Consider the following 13,135-nt stretch of genomic DNA (forward strand, 5'->3'; position numbering starts at 1 on the left):
TCATCCCAATAGAGGATCAAAGTGGCTCGCAAGACACCTATCGAGCGCTACCGTAACATCGGTATTAGCGCTCACATCGACGCCGGCAAAACGACGACGACCGAGCGCATCCTGTTCTACACCGGCGTGAACCACAAGATTGGCGAAGTTCACGACGGCGCTGCCACCATGGACTGGATGGAGCAGGAGCAGGAACGCGGTATCACGATCACGTCCGCTGCTACCACGGCGTTCTGGAAAGGCATGGCCGGCGACCGCGCTGAGCACCGCATCAACATCATCGACACCCCGGGCCACGTCGACTTCACGATTGAAGTCGAGCGCTCGATGCGCGTGCTCGACGGCGCGTGCATGGTGTACTGTGCTGTGGGCGGCGTGCAGCCCCAGTCGGAAACCGTGTGGCGTCAGGCTAACAAGTACAAGGTTCCCCGCCTCGCGTTCATCAACAAGATGGACCGTACCGGCGCGAACTTCTTCAAGGTCTATGACCAGCTCAAGCTGCGTCTGAAGGCAAACCCGGTTCCGGTCGTGGTGCCTATCGGCGCTGAAGAAAACTTCACGGGTGTCGTCGATCTGCTGAAGATGAAGGCGATCATTTGGGACGACGCGTCTCAAGGCACGAAGTTCTCGTACGAAGAAATCCCGGCGGAACTGCTTGCCTCGTGCAACGAGTGGCGCGAAAAGATGGTCGAGGCGGCTGCTGAGTCGAGCGAAGACCTGATGAACAAGTACCTGGAAGAGGGCGAGCTCTCTGAAGCGGAAATCGTCAAGGGTCTGCGCGATCGTACGATCGCTTGCGAAATCCAGCCGATGCTGTGCGGCACCGCGTTCAAGAACAAGGGCGTGCAACGGATGCTGGACGCCGTGCTCGACTTCCTGCCGTCGCCGATCGACATCCCGCCGGTTACCGGCGAGCTGGAAAACGGCGAGCAAGGTGAGCGCCGCGCTGCTGACGACGAAAAATTCTCGGCACTGGCTTTCAAGATCATGACCGACCCGTTCGTCGGCCAGCTGATCTTCTTCCGCGTGTACTCTGGCGTTGTGAATTCGGGCGACACCGTGCTGAACGCGACCAAGGACAAGAAGGAACGTCTGGGTCGTATTCTGCAGATGCACGCGAACCAGCGCGAAGAAATCAAGGAAGTCCGCGCAGGCGACATCGCTGCTGCGGTCGGCCTGAAGGACGCAACGACTGGCGACACGCTGTGCGATCCGCAAAGCCCGATCGTGCTCGAACGCATGATTTTCCCGGAGCCGGTGATTTCGCAGGCTGTTGAGCCGAAGACGAAGCCTGACCAGGAAAAGATGGGTCTGGCGCTGAACCGTCTGGCACAGGAAGATCCGTCGTTCCGCGTTCAAACGGACGAAGAATCGGGTCAAACCATTATTTCGGGCATGGGCGAGCTCCATCTGGAAATTCTGGTTGACCGTATGAAGCGCGAATTCGGCGTGGAAGCGACCGTCGGCAAGCCGCAGGTTGCTTATCGCGAAACGATTCGCGGCAAGGCGGAAGACGTTGACGGCAAGTTCGTCAAGCAGTCGGGTGGTCGCGGCCAGTACGGTCACGCGGTCATCACGCTCGAGCCGAACGAGCAAGGCAAGGGCTACGAGTTCCTCGACGAGATCAAGGGCGGTGTGATTCCGCGTGAATACATCCCGGCAGTCGACAAGGGTATTCAGGAAACGCTGAAGGCTGGCGTACTGGCAGGTTTCCCGGTCGTTGACGTCAAGGTTCACCTGACGTTTGGTTCGTACCACGACGTCGACTCGAACGAAAATGCGTTCCGCATGGCCGGTTCAATGGCGTTCAAGGAAGCAATGCGTAAGGCTCAGCCGGTCATCCTCGAACCGATGATGGCCGTCGAAGTCGAAACGCCGGAAGACTACATGGGCAACGTGATGGGCGACCTGTCGGGTCGTCGCGGTATCGTTCAGGGCATGGACGATATGGTCGGCGGCGGCAAGATCGTTCGCGCCGAAGTGCCGCTGTCGGAAATGTTCGGTTACTCGACGTCGCTGCGTTCGCTGACCCAAGGTCGTGCAACGTACACGATGGAGTTCAAGCACTACTCCGAAGCACCGCGTAACGTGTCGGAAGCGATCATCAACGCCAAGTCGAAGTAATCGCGCGGCAAAGTCATTCAACGATTAACTTTTTGAAAGAAGAGAAACATGGCTAAAGGTAAATTCGAACGGACCAAGCCGCACGTGAACGTCGGCACGATCGGTCACGTTGACCACGGCAAGACCACGCTGACGGCAGCGATCACGACGGTTCTGACGCAGAAGTTCGGCGGTGAAGCGAAGGCATACGACCAGATCGACGCGGCGCCGGAAGAAAAGGCGCGTGGTATCACGATCAACACGGCGCACGTCGAGTACGAAACGGCGAACCGCCACTACGCACACGTCGACTGCCCGGGCCACGCTGACTATGTGAAGAACATGATCACGGGCGCGGCGCAGATGGACGGCGCGATCCTGGTGTGCTCGGCAGCAGACGGCCCGATGCCGCAAACGCGTGAGCACATCCTGCTGGCGCGCCAGGTTGGCGTTCCGTACATCATCGTGTTCCTGAACAAGTGCGACATGGTGGACGACGCCGAGCTGCTGGAGCTGGTCGAGATGGAAGTTCGCGAACTTCTGTCGAAGTACGACTTCCCGGGCGACGACACGCCCATCATCAAGGGTTCGGCCAAGCTGGCGCTGGAAGGCGACAAGGGCGAGCTGGGCGAAGTGGCGATCATGAACCTGGCCGACGCGCTGGACACGTACATCCCGACGCCGGAGCGCGCCGTGGACGGTACGTTCCTGATGCCGGTGGAAGACGTGTTCTCGATCTCGGGTCGTGGCACGGTGGTGACGGGTCGCGTTGAGCGCGGCGTCGTCAAGGTCGGCGAAGAAATCGAAATCGTCGGTATCAAGCCGACGGTGAAGACGACCTGCACGGGCGTGGAAATGTTCCGCAAGCTGCTCGACCAGGGTCAGGCAGGCGACAACGTCGGTATCCTGTTGCGCGGCACGAAGCGTGAAGACGTGGAGCGTGGCCAGGTTCTGGCGAAGCCGGGTTCGATCAACCCGCACACGCACTTCACGGCTGAAGTGTACGTGCTGAGCAAGGACGAAGGTGGCCGTCACACGCCGTTCTTCAACAACTATCGTCCGCAGTTCTACTTCCGTACGACGGACGTGACGGGCTCGATCGAGTTGCCGAAGGACAAGGAAATGGTCATGCCGGGCGACAACGTGTCGATCACGGTGAAGCTGATTAACCCGATCGCGATGGAAGAAGGTCTGCGTTTCGCAATCCGCGAAGGCGGCCGTACGGTTGGCGCAGGTGTTGTTGCCAAGATTCTCGAGTAAAATCGAGAATTGGACTTGCAGTAAGTGGTGCCCGGAGCCGGGCGCCGGCCCCGGCGGGCATCCGGCTCTACGTTCTTTTTCTATCTGGCGGCGCAATACCGCCTCGCTCTTTCCAAGGAATTGTCATGCAGAACCAGAAAATCCGCATTCGCCTGAAGGCTTTCGACTATCGCCTGATCGATCAATCGGCAGCTGAGATCGTCGATACGGCCAAGCGGACTGGCGCAATCGTTCGTGGTCCGGTGCCCCTGCCGACCCGGATTCAACGCTTCGACATCCTGCGTTCGCCGCACGTCAACAAGACGTCGCGCGATCAGCTCGAAATCCGTACGCACCAACGCCTGATGGACATCGTCGATCCGACGGACAAGACCGTCGACGCGCTGATGAAGCTCGATCTGCCGGCTGGCGTGGACGTTGAAATCAAGCTGCAGTAAGGCTTTCAAGGGTTGTCCGGGTCGCCGGACAACGCTAAGTCATTGATTGCTTGCGGAAAACGAAAAGCCTCGCTATAATGCAAGGCTTTTCGCGCATTTGCGCAAAAAAGTCGGTGTGCTGCAGCGTGATTTCACGCCAGAAACGGCACCGGCATTTTGTAAATTAGCCCCGACCAATCGCAGTCGGGAATGGAGAAAACGATGAGCCTTGGACTCGTAGGTCGCAAGGTTGGCATGACCCGTATCTTCACGGCAGAAGGGGATTCGATTCCCGTTACCGTGCTGGACGTGTCCGACAACCGCGTGACGCAGATCAAGACTGTTGAAACCGACGGCTACACGGCCGTGCAGGTTGCATTCGGTACGCGCCGTGCATCGCGCGTGACGAAGCCGTTGGCCGGTCATCTCGCCAAAGCCGGTGTTCAAGCCGGTGAAATCCTCAAAGAATTCCAGATCGATTCCGCCAAGGCTGCCGAGTTGTCGAACGGCACCGTGGTCGGTCCCGACCTGTTCGAAGTAGGCCAGAAGGTCGACGTGCAAGGCGTGTCGATCGGTAAGGGCTACGCCGGTACCATCAAGCGTTACAACTTTGCATCCGGCCGTGCATCGCACGGTAACTCGCGCTCGCACAACGTGCCGGGTTCGATCGGTATGGCGCAGGATCCGGGTCGTGTTTTCCCGGGTAAGCGCATGACCGGTCACATGGGTGACGAAACGGTAACGGTGCAAAACCTCGAAATCGCTCGTATCGACGCTGACCGCAAGCTGTTGCTGGTCAAGGGCGCCGTTCCGGGTGCGAAGGGTGGCAAGGTATTCGTTACGCCGGCCGTGAAGACGCGTGCCGTGAAAGGAGCGAAATAATGGAACTTAAGCTCCTGAATGCCAATGGTCAGGAAGGTGCAGGCGTTAGCGCGTCGGACGTCGTGTTCGGCCGCGATTACAACGAAGCCCTGATTCACCAGGTAGTGGTGGCGTATCAAGCGAATGCCCGTAGCGGCAACCGCGCGCAGAAGGATCGTGAGCAAGTCAAGCACACGACCAAGAAGCCGTGGCGCCAGAAGGGTACGGGCCGCGCCCGTGCCGGTATGTCGTCGAGCCCGTTGTGGCGCGGCGGTGGCCGGATCTTCCCGAATTCGCCGGAAGAAAACTTTTCGCACAAGGTCAACAAGAAGATGCATCGCGCAGGTCTCTGCTCGATCTTCTCGCAGCTGGCCCGCGAAGGCCGTATCTCGGTGGTCGACGAGCTGACGCTCGAAGCGCCGAAGACGAAGCTGCTGGCCGAAAAATTCAAGGCGATGGGTCTCGACTCCGTGCTGGTGATTACCGACACGGTTGACGAAAACCTGTACCTCGCGTCGCGCAACCTCGCCCATGTGGCGGTTGTCGAGCCGCGTTACGCCGACCCGCTGTCGCTGATCTACTTCAAGAAGATCCTGATCACGAAGGCTGCGGTCGCCCAGATCGAGGAGTTGCTGTCATGAGCGAGATTCGCAAGAACGATCATCGTTTGATGCAGGTCCTGCTCGCGCCGGTGATCTCCGAAAAGGCGACGCTGGTGGCCGACAAGAACGAGCAAGTTGTGTTCGAAGTCGCGCCCGATGCCACGAAGCAGGAAGTGAAAGCTGCAGTCGAGCTGCTGTTCAAGGTGGAAGTCAATTCCGTCAACGTGCTGGTCTCGAAGGGCAAAGCCAAGCGCTTTGGCCGCTTCATGGGCAAGCGCAAGGACGTGAAGAAGGCATACGTCTGCCTGAAGCCCGGCCAGGAAATCAACTTTGAAGCGGAGGCCAAGTAATCATGGCAATCGTTAAAGTTAAGCCGACTTCGCCGGGCCGCCGCGCGATGGTCAAGGTGGTCAACAAGGATCTGCATAAGGGCAAGCCGTTCGCAGCGCTGCTCGACTCGCAGTCCTCGACTGCCGGCCGTAACAACAACGGTCACATCACCACGCGTCACAAGGGTGGTGGTCATAAGCATCACTATCGTGTCGTCGATTTCCGTCGCACGAAGGATGGCATTCCGGCCAAGGTCGAACGTCTCGAGTACGATCCGAACCGTAGCGCGAACATCGCGCTGGTTCTGTACGCAGACGGCGAACGCCGTTACATCATCGCTCCGAAGGGTATTACCGTCGGTCAGCAACTGATGTCGGGTTCGGAAGCGCCGATCCGCGCAGGCAACACGCTGCCGATCCGCAACATTCCGGTCGGTACGACGATCCACTGCATCGAAATGCTGCCGGGCAAGGGCGCGCAAATGGCGCGTTCGGCTGGTACGTCGGCGATGTTGCTGGCTCGTGAAGGCATCTACGCACAGGTCCGCCTGCGCTCGGGTGAAATCCGCCGCGTTCACGTTGAGTGCCGCGCGACGATTGGTGAAGTTGGCAACGAAGAGCACAGCCTCCGTCAAATCGGTAAGGCTGGCGCGAACCGCTGGCGCGGTATCCGCCCGACGGTGCGTGGCGTTGCAATGAACCCGGTCGATCACCCGCACGGTGGTGGTGAAGGCAAGACGGCTGCAGGTCGCGATCCGGTGAGCCCGTGGGGCACGCCTGCTAAGGGTTATCGCACCCGCAGCAACAAGCGCACGACGAGCATGATCGTCCAGCGCCGTCACAAGCGTTAAGGAGTAGGCAATGGCACGTTCTGTAAAAAAAGGTCCGTTCTGCGACGCCCATTTGCTGAAGAAAGTTGAGGCGGCAGCAGCTTCGCGGGATAAGAAGCCGATCAAAACCTGGTCGCGTCGCTCGACGATCCTCCCGGATTTCATCGGTCTGACGATCGCCGTTCACAACGGCCGTCAACACGTTCCGGTGTACATCTCGGAAAACATGGTCGGCCACAAGCTTGGCGAGTTTGCATTGACCCGGACGTTCAAGGGTCACGCAGCCGACAAGAAGGCTAAGAAATAAGGGGCTCATGATGGAAGTGAAAGCAATTCATCGCGGTGCCCGCATCTCGGCGCAGAAAACGCGCCTTGTGGCTGACCAGATCCGCGGTTTGCCGGTCGACAAGGCGCTGAACGTTCTGACGTTCTCGCCGAAAAAGGCTGCGGGAATCGTGAAAAAGGTCGTGCTGTCGGCGATCGCGAATGCGGAGCATAACGAAGGCGCCGATATCGATGAGCTCAAGATCACGAGCATCTACATCGACAAGGCTGCGTCGCTCAAGCGTTTCACCGCTCGCGCAAAAGGCCGCGGTAACCGCATCGAGAAGCAATCCTGTCACATCACTGTGACGGTCGGGAATTAAGGGGTCATACGATGGGACAGAAAATTCATCCGACTGGCTTCCGTTTGGCCGTCAGCCGCAATTGGGCGTCGCGTTGGTACGCGAACAACAACAATTTCGCGGCGATGTTGCAGGAAGACATCGGTGTTCGTGAATACCTGAAGAAGAAGCTGAAGAACGCGTCCGTCGGCCGCGTTGTGATCGAGCGTCCCGCAAAGAACGCGCGCATCACGATTTTCAGCTCGCGTCCGGGTGTCGTGATCGGTAAGAAGGGTGAAGACATTGAACTGCTGAAGTCCGAGCTGCAAAAGCGCATGGGCGTTCCGGTTCACGTCAACATTGAAGAAATCCGCAAGCCGGAAACCGATGCGCAACTGATCGCTGATTCGATCACGCAACAGCTCGAGCGCCGGATCATGTTCCGCCGCGCGATGAAGCGTGCGATGCAAAACGCCATGCGTCTGGGTGCTCAAGGCATCAAGATCATGAGCGCCGGCCGCTTGAACGGTATCGAAATCGCCCGTACGGAATGGTATCGCGAAGGTCGCGTGCCGCTTCATACGCTGCGTGCGGATATCGACTACGCAACGTCGGAAGCAAAGACGACGTACGGCATCATCGGCGTGAAGGTGTGGGTCTACAAGGGCGACACGCTCGGCCGCAACGACGCACCGGTGGTTGAAGAAGTCGCCGAAGAAAAGCGTCCGCGCCGCAACGCACGTCCGGGTGGCGATCGTCGCCCGCGTCGCGATGGTGAAGGTGGTGGCCCGGCAGGTGCACGCCGCGGCGCTCCTCGTCGTGCTGGCGGTGCCGGCGGCGACGGGAAGACTGGAGAATAACGATGCTGCAACCGAAACGCAGAAAGTATCGCAAAGAGCAGAAGGGTCGTAACACCGGTATTGCTACCCGCGGCAACGCGGTGTCGTTCGGTGAGTTCGGCCTGAAGGCTGTCGGTCGTGGTCGCTTGACCGCGCGCCAGATTGAAGCGGCACGTCGTGCAATGACGCGTCACATCAAGCGTGGTGGCCGCATCTGGATCCGCATCTTCCCGGACAAGCCGATCTCGCACAAGCCGGCTGAAGTACGTATGGGTAACGGTAAGGGTAACCCTGAGTACTACGTCGCAGAGATTCAACCGGGCAAGATGCTGTACGAAATGGACGGCGTAACCGAAGAGCTGGCACGCGAAGCGTTCCGTCTGGCTGCAGCTAAGCTGCCGCTGAAGACGACGTTTATCGTGCGTCAGCTCGGCGCCTAAGGAGCAAATGATGAAGGCTTCCGAACTTCACCAGAAAGATCAGGCCGCGCTCAACAAGGAGCTGTCGGACCTGCTGAAGGCGCAATTCGGCCTGCGCATGCAACTCGCGACACAGCAGCTCACCAACACGAGCCAGCTGAAGAAGGTCCGTCGCGACATCGCACGTGTGCGGACCGTCCTGACTGAGAAGGCGAACCAGAAATGAACGATAGCGTAAAAACCTCGCTCAAGCGGACGCTGGTCGGCAAGGTCGTCAGCAACAAGATGGACAAGACGGTCACCGTGCTGGTCGAGCACCGCGTGAAGCACCCGATCTACGGCAAGTACGTTGTGCGTTCGAAGAAGTACCACGCGCACGACGATGCGAACACGTACAACGAGGGCGATCTCGTTGAAATCCAGGAAACGCGTCCGATTTCGAAGACGAAAGCTTGGGTTGTGGCTCGCCTGGTCGAGGCTGCTCGCGTCATCTGACGCCGCAAAGTTGTAGAAGTAATTGAAATCGCAGTAAGTTTCGCTTGCAAGACCGGGATTGTGTGATATGATCTCGGTCTTCCCTCTTTTATGGGAGCCCCGTCGCGGGCGAAGTTGGTGGGGGAAGCGGTTCGGGCGCCAGCCTGTTCCGAAGGATTCACCGGATTGCGATGGCGGGTTTCGTTTGCCGTCGCTGCTGTTCTAACCCAAGCAGCCGATTGGCTGACGGGACCAAGACTGACCGGGTACGCCATGGTGGTGTGACCGGATTAAGTTGGGAAAGATAAACCATGATCCAGACCGAAACTCGGCTTGAAGTGGCCGACAACACGGGTGCGCGTGAAGTCATGTGCATCAAGGTGCTCGGCGGCTCGAAGCGTCGTTATGCCAGCATTGGCGACATCATCAAGGTGACCGTCAAAGAAGCAACGCCGCGCGGGCGCGTGAAGAAGGGCGAAATTTATAACGCCGTGGTGGTTCGCACCGCCAAGGGCGTGCGCCGTCAGGACGGCTCGCTGATCAAGTTCGATGGCAACGCCGCTGTGTTGTTGAATGCGAAGCTCGAACCTATTGGCACCCGTATTTTCGGGCCTGTCACGCGCGAGTTGCGCAGCGAACGATTCATGAAGATCGTTTCGCTGGCACCTGAAGTGCTGTAAGGAGTCGCGATGAACAAGATTCGCAAAGGTGACGAAGTTATCGTCATCACCGGCAAAGATAAAGGCAAGCGCGGCGTCGTGCTGTCCGTAGGTGAGGGCAAGGTTGTTGTCGAGGGTATCAACCTCGTCAAGAAGCATGTCAAGCCGAACCCGATGAAGGGTACGACGGGCGGTGTGGAAGCCAAGACGATGCCGCTGCAAATTTCGAACGTCGCATTGGTCGACGCGAATGGCAAGGCGTCGCGTGTAGGCATCAAGGTCGAAGGAGACAAGAAGGTCCGTTTCCTTAAGACGACCGGTGCCGAGCTGAGCGCCTGACGCTGCGGAGTAAAAAAATGGCTCGTTTGCAAGAGTTTTACAAAGAAAAGGTTGTACCCGGCCTCATCGAGAAGTTCGGTTACAAGTCCGTGATGGAAGTGCCGCGTATCACCAAGATCACCCTGAACATGGGCCTTGGCGAAGCGATCGCTGACAAGAAGATCATCGAAAACGCCGTTGGCGACCTGACGAAGATCGCTGGCCAGAAGCCGGTGATCACGAAGGCACGCAAGGCAATCGCTGGCTTCAAGATCCGTCAGGGCTATCCGATCGGTGCAATGGTCACGTTGCGTGGTCAGGCAATGTACGAATTTCTGGACCGTTTCGTGACGGTTGCGCTCCCCCGTGTGCGCGACTTCCGTGGCGTGTCGGGTCGTGCGTTCGACGGTCGCGGCAACTACAACATCGGTGTGAAAGAGCAGATCATTTTCCCCGAAATCGACTACGACAAGATCGACGCACTGCGTGGGCTGAACATCAGCATCACGACGACTGCGAAGACCGACGACGAAGCAAAGGCTCTGCTCGCCAGCTTCAAGTTCCCGTTCAGAAACTGAGGTTACCGTGGCTAAACTGGCACTGATCGAACGTGAAAAGAAGCGTGCTCGCCTCGCTGCTAAATACGCTCCCAAGCGTGCAGAGTTGAAGGCGATCATTGGCGATATGAGCAAGTCGGACGAAGAGCATTACGCAGCACGTCTGGAACTGCAACAACTGCCGCGCAACTCTAACCCGACCCGTAAGCGCAACCGCTGCGCAATTACTGGTCGTCCGCGCGGTACGTTCCGTAAATTCGGGCTGGCGCGTAACAAGATTCGCGAAATCGCGTTCCGCGGCGAGATCCCTGGCCTGACCAAGGCGAGCTGGTAATAGGAGAAACGTAAATGAGTATGAGTGATCCTATCGCCGATATGCTGACTCGCATCCGCAATGCGCAGATGGTTGAGAAAGTTTCGGTGACTATGCCCTCGTCGAAAGTCAAGATTGCGATTGCGCAGGTCCTGAAGGACGAAGGCTATATCGATGATTTCGCAGTGAAGTCCGAAGGTGCGAAGTCTGAATTGAACATCGTGTTGAAGTACTACGCTGGCCGTCCGGTCATCGAACGCATTGAGCGCGTTTCGAAGCCTGGTCTGCGCGTGTACCGCGGCCGTAACGACATCCCCGTGGTCATGAATGGCCTCGGCGTGGCAATCGTGTCGACGCCGAAGGGCGTGATGACGGACCGCAAAGCGCGTGCAACGGGCGTTGGCGGCGAAGTCATCTGCTACGTCGCTTAAGGCCGAAAGGAGAGAAACATGTCTCGAGTAGGTAAAAGCCCGATCGCGCTGCAAGGCGCAGAAGTGGCCCTGAGCGACGAACGCATTACCGTCAAGGGCCCGCTGGGTACGATTTCGCAGGCTGCCAACAGCCTGGTGAAGGTGGTGAACGACAACGGCACGCTGAAGTTCGAGCCGGTTGACGAAAGCCGCGAAGCGAATGCGATGTCGGGCACGATGCGCGCACTGGTTGCGAACATGGTGAACGGCGTGACGAAGGGTTTCGAGCGCAAGCTGACGCTGGTTGGCGTCGGTTACCGCGCACAAGCGCAAGGCGACAAGCTGAACCTGTCGCTGGGTTTCTCGCACCCTGTGGTGCACCAGATGCCGGAAGGCGTGAAGGCTGAAACCCCGACGCAAACCGAAATCGTGATCAAGGGGATCAATAAGCAACAAGTTGGCCAGGTCGCTGCAGAAGTGCGCGGCTATCGTCCGCCGGAGCCCTACAAGGGCAAGGGTGTGCGTTACGCCAATGAGGTTGTGATCCTCAAAGAAACGAAGAAGAAGTAAGGGTGCGCAATCATGGATAAGACTCAATCTCGCCTGCGCCGCGCTCGTCAGACGCGTATCAAGATCGCTGAGCTGCAGGTCGCGCGTCTCGCCGTGCATCGCACGAACACGCACATCTATGCGCAAGTGTTCTCGCCGTGCGGCACCAAGGTGCTCGCCAGCGCGTCGACGCTCGAAGCCGAAGTGCGTGCGCAACTGGCTGATCAGACGGGCAAGGGCGGCAACGTCGCTGCAGCGACCCTGATCGGCAAGCGCATCGCAGAAAAGGCTAAGGCTGCCGGCATCGAATCCGTCGCCTTCGATCGTTCGGGTTTCCGTTACCACGGTCGCGTGAAAGCGCTGGCTGATGCGGCGCGCGAAGCCGGACTCAAGTTCTAAGGGAAGAATTCGTCATGGCAAAGATGCAAGCGAAAGTTCAGGCTGACGAACGCGACGACGGCCTTCGTGAAAAAATGATTTCGGTCAACCGCGTGACCAAGGTCGTGAAGGGTGGCCGGATTCTCGGCTTCGCCGCACTGACCGTGGTTGGCGACGGTGATGGCCGCGTCGGTATGGGCAAGGGCAAGGCGAAGGAAGTGCCGGTCGCTGTTCAGAAGGCGATGGAACAGGCTCGCCGCAACATGTTCAAGGTGCCGCTTAAGAACGGTACCCTGCAACACGAAGTGCATGGTAAGCACGGCGCATCGATGGTTCTCCTCGCTCCGGCGAAGGACGGTACCGGTGTGATCGCTGGCGGTCCGATGCGCGCAGTGTTCGACGTGATGGGCGTGCAGAACGTTGTGGCCAAGAGCCACGGTTCGACGAACCCGTACAACCTCGTTCGTGCAACGCTCGACGGTCTGCGCAAGCAGTCGACGCCGGGTGATATCGCGGCGAAGCGCGGCAAGTCCGTCGAAGATATTCTGGGCTAAGGTGGACACCATGTCTGATAAAACTGTCAAGGTCCAGCTCGTCAAGAGCCTGATCGGCACCCGTGATACGCACCGTGCAACAGTGCGTGGCTTGGGCCTGCGCCGACTCAACTCGGTTAGCGAGTTGCAGGACACGCCGGCTGTGCGCGGCATGATCAACAAGGTTTCGTACCTCGTTAAGGTCATCAGCTAAGCGGCTGACCAGGACTCAAGGAGTTGATAATGGAATTGAATAACCTGAAGCCGGCTGAAGGCGCGAAGCACGCTAAGCGTCGCGTTGGTCGCGGTATCGGCTCCGGCCTCGGCAAGACCGCTGGCCGTGGTCACAAGGGTCAGAAGTCGCGTTCGGGCGGCTTTCACAAGGTTGGCTTCGAAGGCGGTCAAATGCCGCTGCAACGTCGCCTGCCGAAGCGTGGCTTTACCTCGCTGACGAAGGAATTCGTCGGTGAAGTGCGTCTCTCGGATCTGGAAAAGCTGCCGGTCGACGAAATCGATCTGCTGGCTCTGAAGCAAGCCGGCCTGGTTGGCGAGCTGATCAGGAGCGCCAAGATCATCGCGACGGGCGAGCTGAAGCGCAAGGTCGTTGTGAAGGGTCTGGGTGCGACGAAGGGTGCGCGCGCTGCTATCGAAGCAGCCGGCGGCTCTTTTGCCGAGTAACG

At 58.7% G+C, this 13,135-nt stretch carries 23 protein-coding genes; all 23 read left to right on the plus strand.

What is annotated here, in order from left to right:
- Positions 1-21 precede the first annotated feature (21 nt).
- The 23 genes from fusA (at position 22) to rplO (ending at position 13,133) form a co-directional block, all read left to right on the plus strand.
- Positions 22-2,124 (plus strand): elongation factor G, encoded by a 2,103-nt coding sequence (gene fusA / locus FVF58_RS27510; protein ID WP_149672971.1) that lies wholly within the window; start codon positions 22-24, stop codon positions 2,122-2,124.
- A 48-nt stretch (positions 2,125-2,172) separates the two neighbouring features.
- Complete coding sequence (gene tuf, locus FVF58_RS27515) at positions 2,173-3,363, plus strand: elongation factor Tu (RefSeq protein WP_149672963.1); 1,191 nt, start codon at positions 2,173-2,175, stop codon at positions 3,361-3,363.
- A gap of 125 nt (positions 3,364-3,488) precedes the next feature.
- A complete protein-coding gene (gene rpsJ / locus FVF58_RS27520) occupies positions 3,489-3,800 on the plus strand; it encodes a 30S ribosomal protein S10 (RefSeq protein ID WP_006998489.1) in 312 nt (103 codons plus the stop codon).
- Positions 3,801-4,001: 201 nt separating this feature from the next.
- Positions 4,002-4,661 carry a 50S ribosomal protein L3 gene (rplC, locus tag FVF58_RS27525; protein WP_149672972.1) on the plus strand — a complete coding sequence of 220 codons (660 nt, stop codon included), beginning with the start codon at positions 4,002-4,004 and terminating at the stop codon, positions 4,659-4,661.
- Positions 4,661-5,281 (plus strand): 50S ribosomal protein L4, encoded by a 621-nt coding sequence (gene rplD / locus FVF58_RS27530; RefSeq protein WP_007180136.1) that lies wholly within the window; start codon positions 4,661-4,663, stop codon positions 5,279-5,281. Before rplC ends, rplD begins: the two co-directional genes overlap by 1 nt.
- Positions 5,278-5,592: a 50S ribosomal protein L23 gene (gene rplW, locus FVF58_RS27535; RefSeq protein ID WP_007180135.1), complete on the plus strand. Its 315-nt coding sequence runs from the start codon at positions 5,278-5,280 to the stop codon at positions 5,590-5,592. The genes rplD and rplW overlap by 4 nt, the downstream gene beginning before the upstream one ends.
- A 2-nt stretch (positions 5,593-5,594) precedes the next feature.
- On the plus strand, positions 5,595-6,422 hold the full coding sequence (rplB, locus tag FVF58_RS27540; RefSeq protein WP_149672973.1) for a 50S ribosomal protein L2: 828 nt from the start codon (positions 5,595-5,597) through the stop codon (positions 6,420-6,422).
- A gap of 10 nt (positions 6,423-6,432) precedes the next feature.
- Positions 6,433-6,708 (plus strand): 30S ribosomal protein S19, encoded by a 276-nt coding sequence (gene rpsS / locus FVF58_RS27545; RefSeq protein WP_004199273.1) that lies wholly within the window; start codon positions 6,433-6,435, stop codon positions 6,706-6,708.
- Positions 6,709-6,715: 7 nt separating this feature from the next.
- Positions 6,716-7,048, plus strand: a complete 333-nt coding sequence (gene rplV / locus FVF58_RS27550) for a 50S ribosomal protein L22 (RefSeq protein WP_007180133.1) — start codon at positions 6,716-6,718, stop codon at positions 7,046-7,048.
- Between the two features lie 11 nt (positions 7,049-7,059).
- Entirely contained in the window at positions 7,060-7,866 is an 807-nt protein-coding gene (gene rpsC / locus FVF58_RS27555) for a 30S ribosomal protein S3 (protein WP_012434570.1), read from the plus strand.
- 2 nt (positions 7,867-7,868) lie between these two features.
- Complete coding sequence (gene rplP / locus FVF58_RS27560) at positions 7,869-8,285, plus strand: 50S ribosomal protein L16 (RefSeq protein WP_042329259.1); 417 nt, start codon at positions 7,869-7,871, stop codon at positions 8,283-8,285.
- A gap of 10 nt (positions 8,286-8,295) precedes the next feature.
- Entirely contained in the window at positions 8,296-8,490 is a 195-nt protein-coding gene (rpmC, locus tag FVF58_RS27565; protein WP_007180130.1) for a 50S ribosomal protein L29, read from the plus strand.
- Complete coding sequence (gene rpsQ / locus FVF58_RS27570) at positions 8,487-8,759, plus strand: 30S ribosomal protein S17 (protein ID WP_007180129.1); 273 nt, start codon at positions 8,487-8,489, stop codon at positions 8,757-8,759. Before rpmC ends, rpsQ begins: the two co-directional genes overlap by 4 nt.
- A 290-nt stretch (positions 8,760-9,049) precedes the next feature.
- Positions 9,050-9,418: a 50S ribosomal protein L14 gene (gene rplN / locus FVF58_RS27575; RefSeq protein WP_006052212.1), complete on the plus strand. Its 369-nt coding sequence runs from the start codon at positions 9,050-9,052 to the stop codon at positions 9,416-9,418.
- A gap of 9 nt (positions 9,419-9,427) precedes the next feature.
- Positions 9,428-9,736, plus strand: coding sequence for a 50S ribosomal protein L24 (rplX, locus tag FVF58_RS27580; RefSeq protein ID WP_042329258.1), 309 nt, complete (start codon positions 9,428-9,430; stop codon positions 9,734-9,736).
- Between the two features lie 17 nt (positions 9,737-9,753).
- On the plus strand, positions 9,754-10,293 hold the full coding sequence (rplE, locus tag FVF58_RS27585; RefSeq protein WP_149672974.1) for a 50S ribosomal protein L5: 540 nt from the start codon (positions 9,754-9,756) through the stop codon (positions 10,291-10,293).
- 7 nt (positions 10,294-10,300) lie between these two features.
- Positions 10,301-10,606 carry a 30S ribosomal protein S14 gene (rpsN, locus tag FVF58_RS27590; protein ID WP_006052215.1) on the plus strand — a complete coding sequence of 102 codons (306 nt, stop codon included), beginning with the start codon at positions 10,301-10,303 and terminating at the stop codon, positions 10,604-10,606.
- Between the two features lie 14 nt (positions 10,607-10,620).
- Entirely contained in the window at positions 10,621-11,016 is a 396-nt protein-coding gene (rpsH, locus tag FVF58_RS27595) for a 30S ribosomal protein S8 (protein ID WP_027199076.1), read from the plus strand.
- 18 nt (positions 11,017-11,034) lie between these two features.
- A complete protein-coding gene (rplF, locus tag FVF58_RS27600) occupies positions 11,035-11,565 on the plus strand; it encodes a 50S ribosomal protein L6 (protein ID WP_028199570.1) in 531 nt (176 codons plus the stop codon).
- A gap of 12 nt (positions 11,566-11,577) precedes the next feature.
- Positions 11,578-11,943 (plus strand): 50S ribosomal protein L18, encoded by a 366-nt coding sequence (gene rplR, locus FVF58_RS27605; RefSeq protein WP_006052218.1) that lies wholly within the window; start codon positions 11,578-11,580, stop codon positions 11,941-11,943.
- 14 nt (positions 11,944-11,957) lie between these two features.
- Entirely contained in the window at positions 11,958-12,476 is a 519-nt protein-coding gene (gene rpsE, locus FVF58_RS27610) for a 30S ribosomal protein S5 (protein ID WP_006052219.1), read from the plus strand.
- A gap of 10 nt (positions 12,477-12,486) precedes the next feature.
- Positions 12,487-12,669, plus strand: a complete 183-nt coding sequence (gene rpmD / locus FVF58_RS27615; protein ID WP_149672975.1) for a 50S ribosomal protein L30 — start codon at positions 12,487-12,489, stop codon at positions 12,667-12,669.
- A 29-nt stretch (positions 12,670-12,698) separates the two neighbouring features.
- Positions 12,699-13,133: a 50S ribosomal protein L15 gene (rplO, locus tag FVF58_RS27620; protein WP_075303261.1), complete on the plus strand. Its 435-nt coding sequence runs from the start codon at positions 12,699-12,701 to the stop codon at positions 13,131-13,133.
- Positions 13,134-13,135: the final 2 nt, after the last annotated feature.

Source organism: Paraburkholderia panacisoli, from assembly GCF_008369935.1.
Classification (GTDB): domain Bacteria; phylum Pseudomonadota; class Gammaproteobacteria; order Burkholderiales; family Burkholderiaceae; genus Paraburkholderia; species Paraburkholderia panacisoli.

Excerpts from the sequence above, each read along its gene's own strand:
- rpsC (WP_012434570.1), top strand. The coding sequence starts at position 7,060 with ATGGGACAGAAAATTCATCCGACTGGCTTCCGTTTGGCCGTCAGCCGC.
- rplE (WP_149672974.1), top strand. The coding sequence starts at position 9,754 with ATGGCTCGTTTGCAAGAGTTTTACAAAGAAAAGGTTGTACCCGGCCTC.
- tuf (WP_149672963.1), top strand. The coding sequence starts at position 2,173 with ATGGCTAAAGGTAAATTCGAACGGACCAAGCCGCACGTGAACGTCGGC.
- rplD (WP_007180136.1), top strand. The coding sequence starts at position 4,661 with ATGGAACTTAAGCTCCTGAATGCCAATGGTCAGGAAGGTGCAGGCGTT.
- rpsQ (WP_007180129.1), top strand. The coding sequence starts at position 8,487 with ATGAACGATAGCGTAAAAACCTCGCTCAAGCGGACGCTGGTCGGCAAG.
- rpsE (WP_006052219.1), top strand. The coding sequence starts at position 11,958 with ATGGCAAAGATGCAAGCGAAAGTTCAGGCTGACGAACGCGACGACGGC.
- rplF (WP_028199570.1), top strand. The coding sequence starts at position 11,035 with ATGTCTCGAGTAGGTAAAAGCCCGATCGCGCTGCAAGGCGCAGAAGTG.
- rpsJ (WP_006998489.1), top strand. The coding sequence starts at position 3,489 with ATGCAGAACCAGAAAATCCGCATTCGCCTGAAGGCTTTCGACTATCGC.
- rplW (WP_007180135.1), top strand. The coding sequence starts at position 5,278 with ATGAGCGAGATTCGCAAGAACGATCATCGTTTGATGCAGGTCCTGCTC.
- rplC (WP_149672972.1), top strand. The coding sequence starts at position 4,002 with ATGAGCCTTGGACTCGTAGGTCGCAAGGTTGGCATGACCCGTATCTTC.
- rplR (WP_006052218.1), top strand. The coding sequence starts at position 11,578 with ATGGATAAGACTCAATCTCGCCTGCGCCGCGCTCGTCAGACGCGTATC.
- rplV (WP_007180133.1), top strand. The coding sequence starts at position 6,716 with ATGATGGAAGTGAAAGCAATTCATCGCGGTGCCCGCATCTCGGCGCAG.
- rplN (WP_006052212.1), top strand. The coding sequence starts at position 9,050 with ATGATCCAGACCGAAACTCGGCTTGAAGTGGCCGACAACACGGGTGCG.
- rpsH (WP_027199076.1), top strand. The coding sequence starts at position 10,621 with ATGAGTATGAGTGATCCTATCGCCGATATGCTGACTCGCATCCGCAAT.
- rplP (WP_042329259.1), top strand. The coding sequence starts at position 7,869 with ATGCTGCAACCGAAACGCAGAAAGTATCGCAAAGAGCAGAAGGGTCGT.
- rplO (WP_075303261.1), top strand. The coding sequence starts at position 12,699 with ATGGAATTGAATAACCTGAAGCCGGCTGAAGGCGCGAAGCACGCTAAG.
- rpsS (WP_004199273.1), top strand. The coding sequence starts at position 6,433 with ATGGCACGTTCTGTAAAAAAAGGTCCGTTCTGCGACGCCCATTTGCTG.
- rplX (WP_042329258.1), top strand. The coding sequence starts at position 9,428 with ATGAACAAGATTCGCAAAGGTGACGAAGTTATCGTCATCACCGGCAAA.
- rpmD (WP_149672975.1), top strand. The coding sequence starts at position 12,487 with ATGTCTGATAAAACTGTCAAGGTCCAGCTCGTCAAGAGCCTGATCGGC.
- rplB (WP_149672973.1), top strand. The coding sequence starts at position 5,595 with ATGGCAATCGTTAAAGTTAAGCCGACTTCGCCGGGCCGCCGCGCGATG.
- rpmC (WP_007180130.1), top strand. The coding sequence starts at position 8,296 with ATGAAGGCTTCCGAACTTCACCAGAAAGATCAGGCCGCGCTCAACAAG.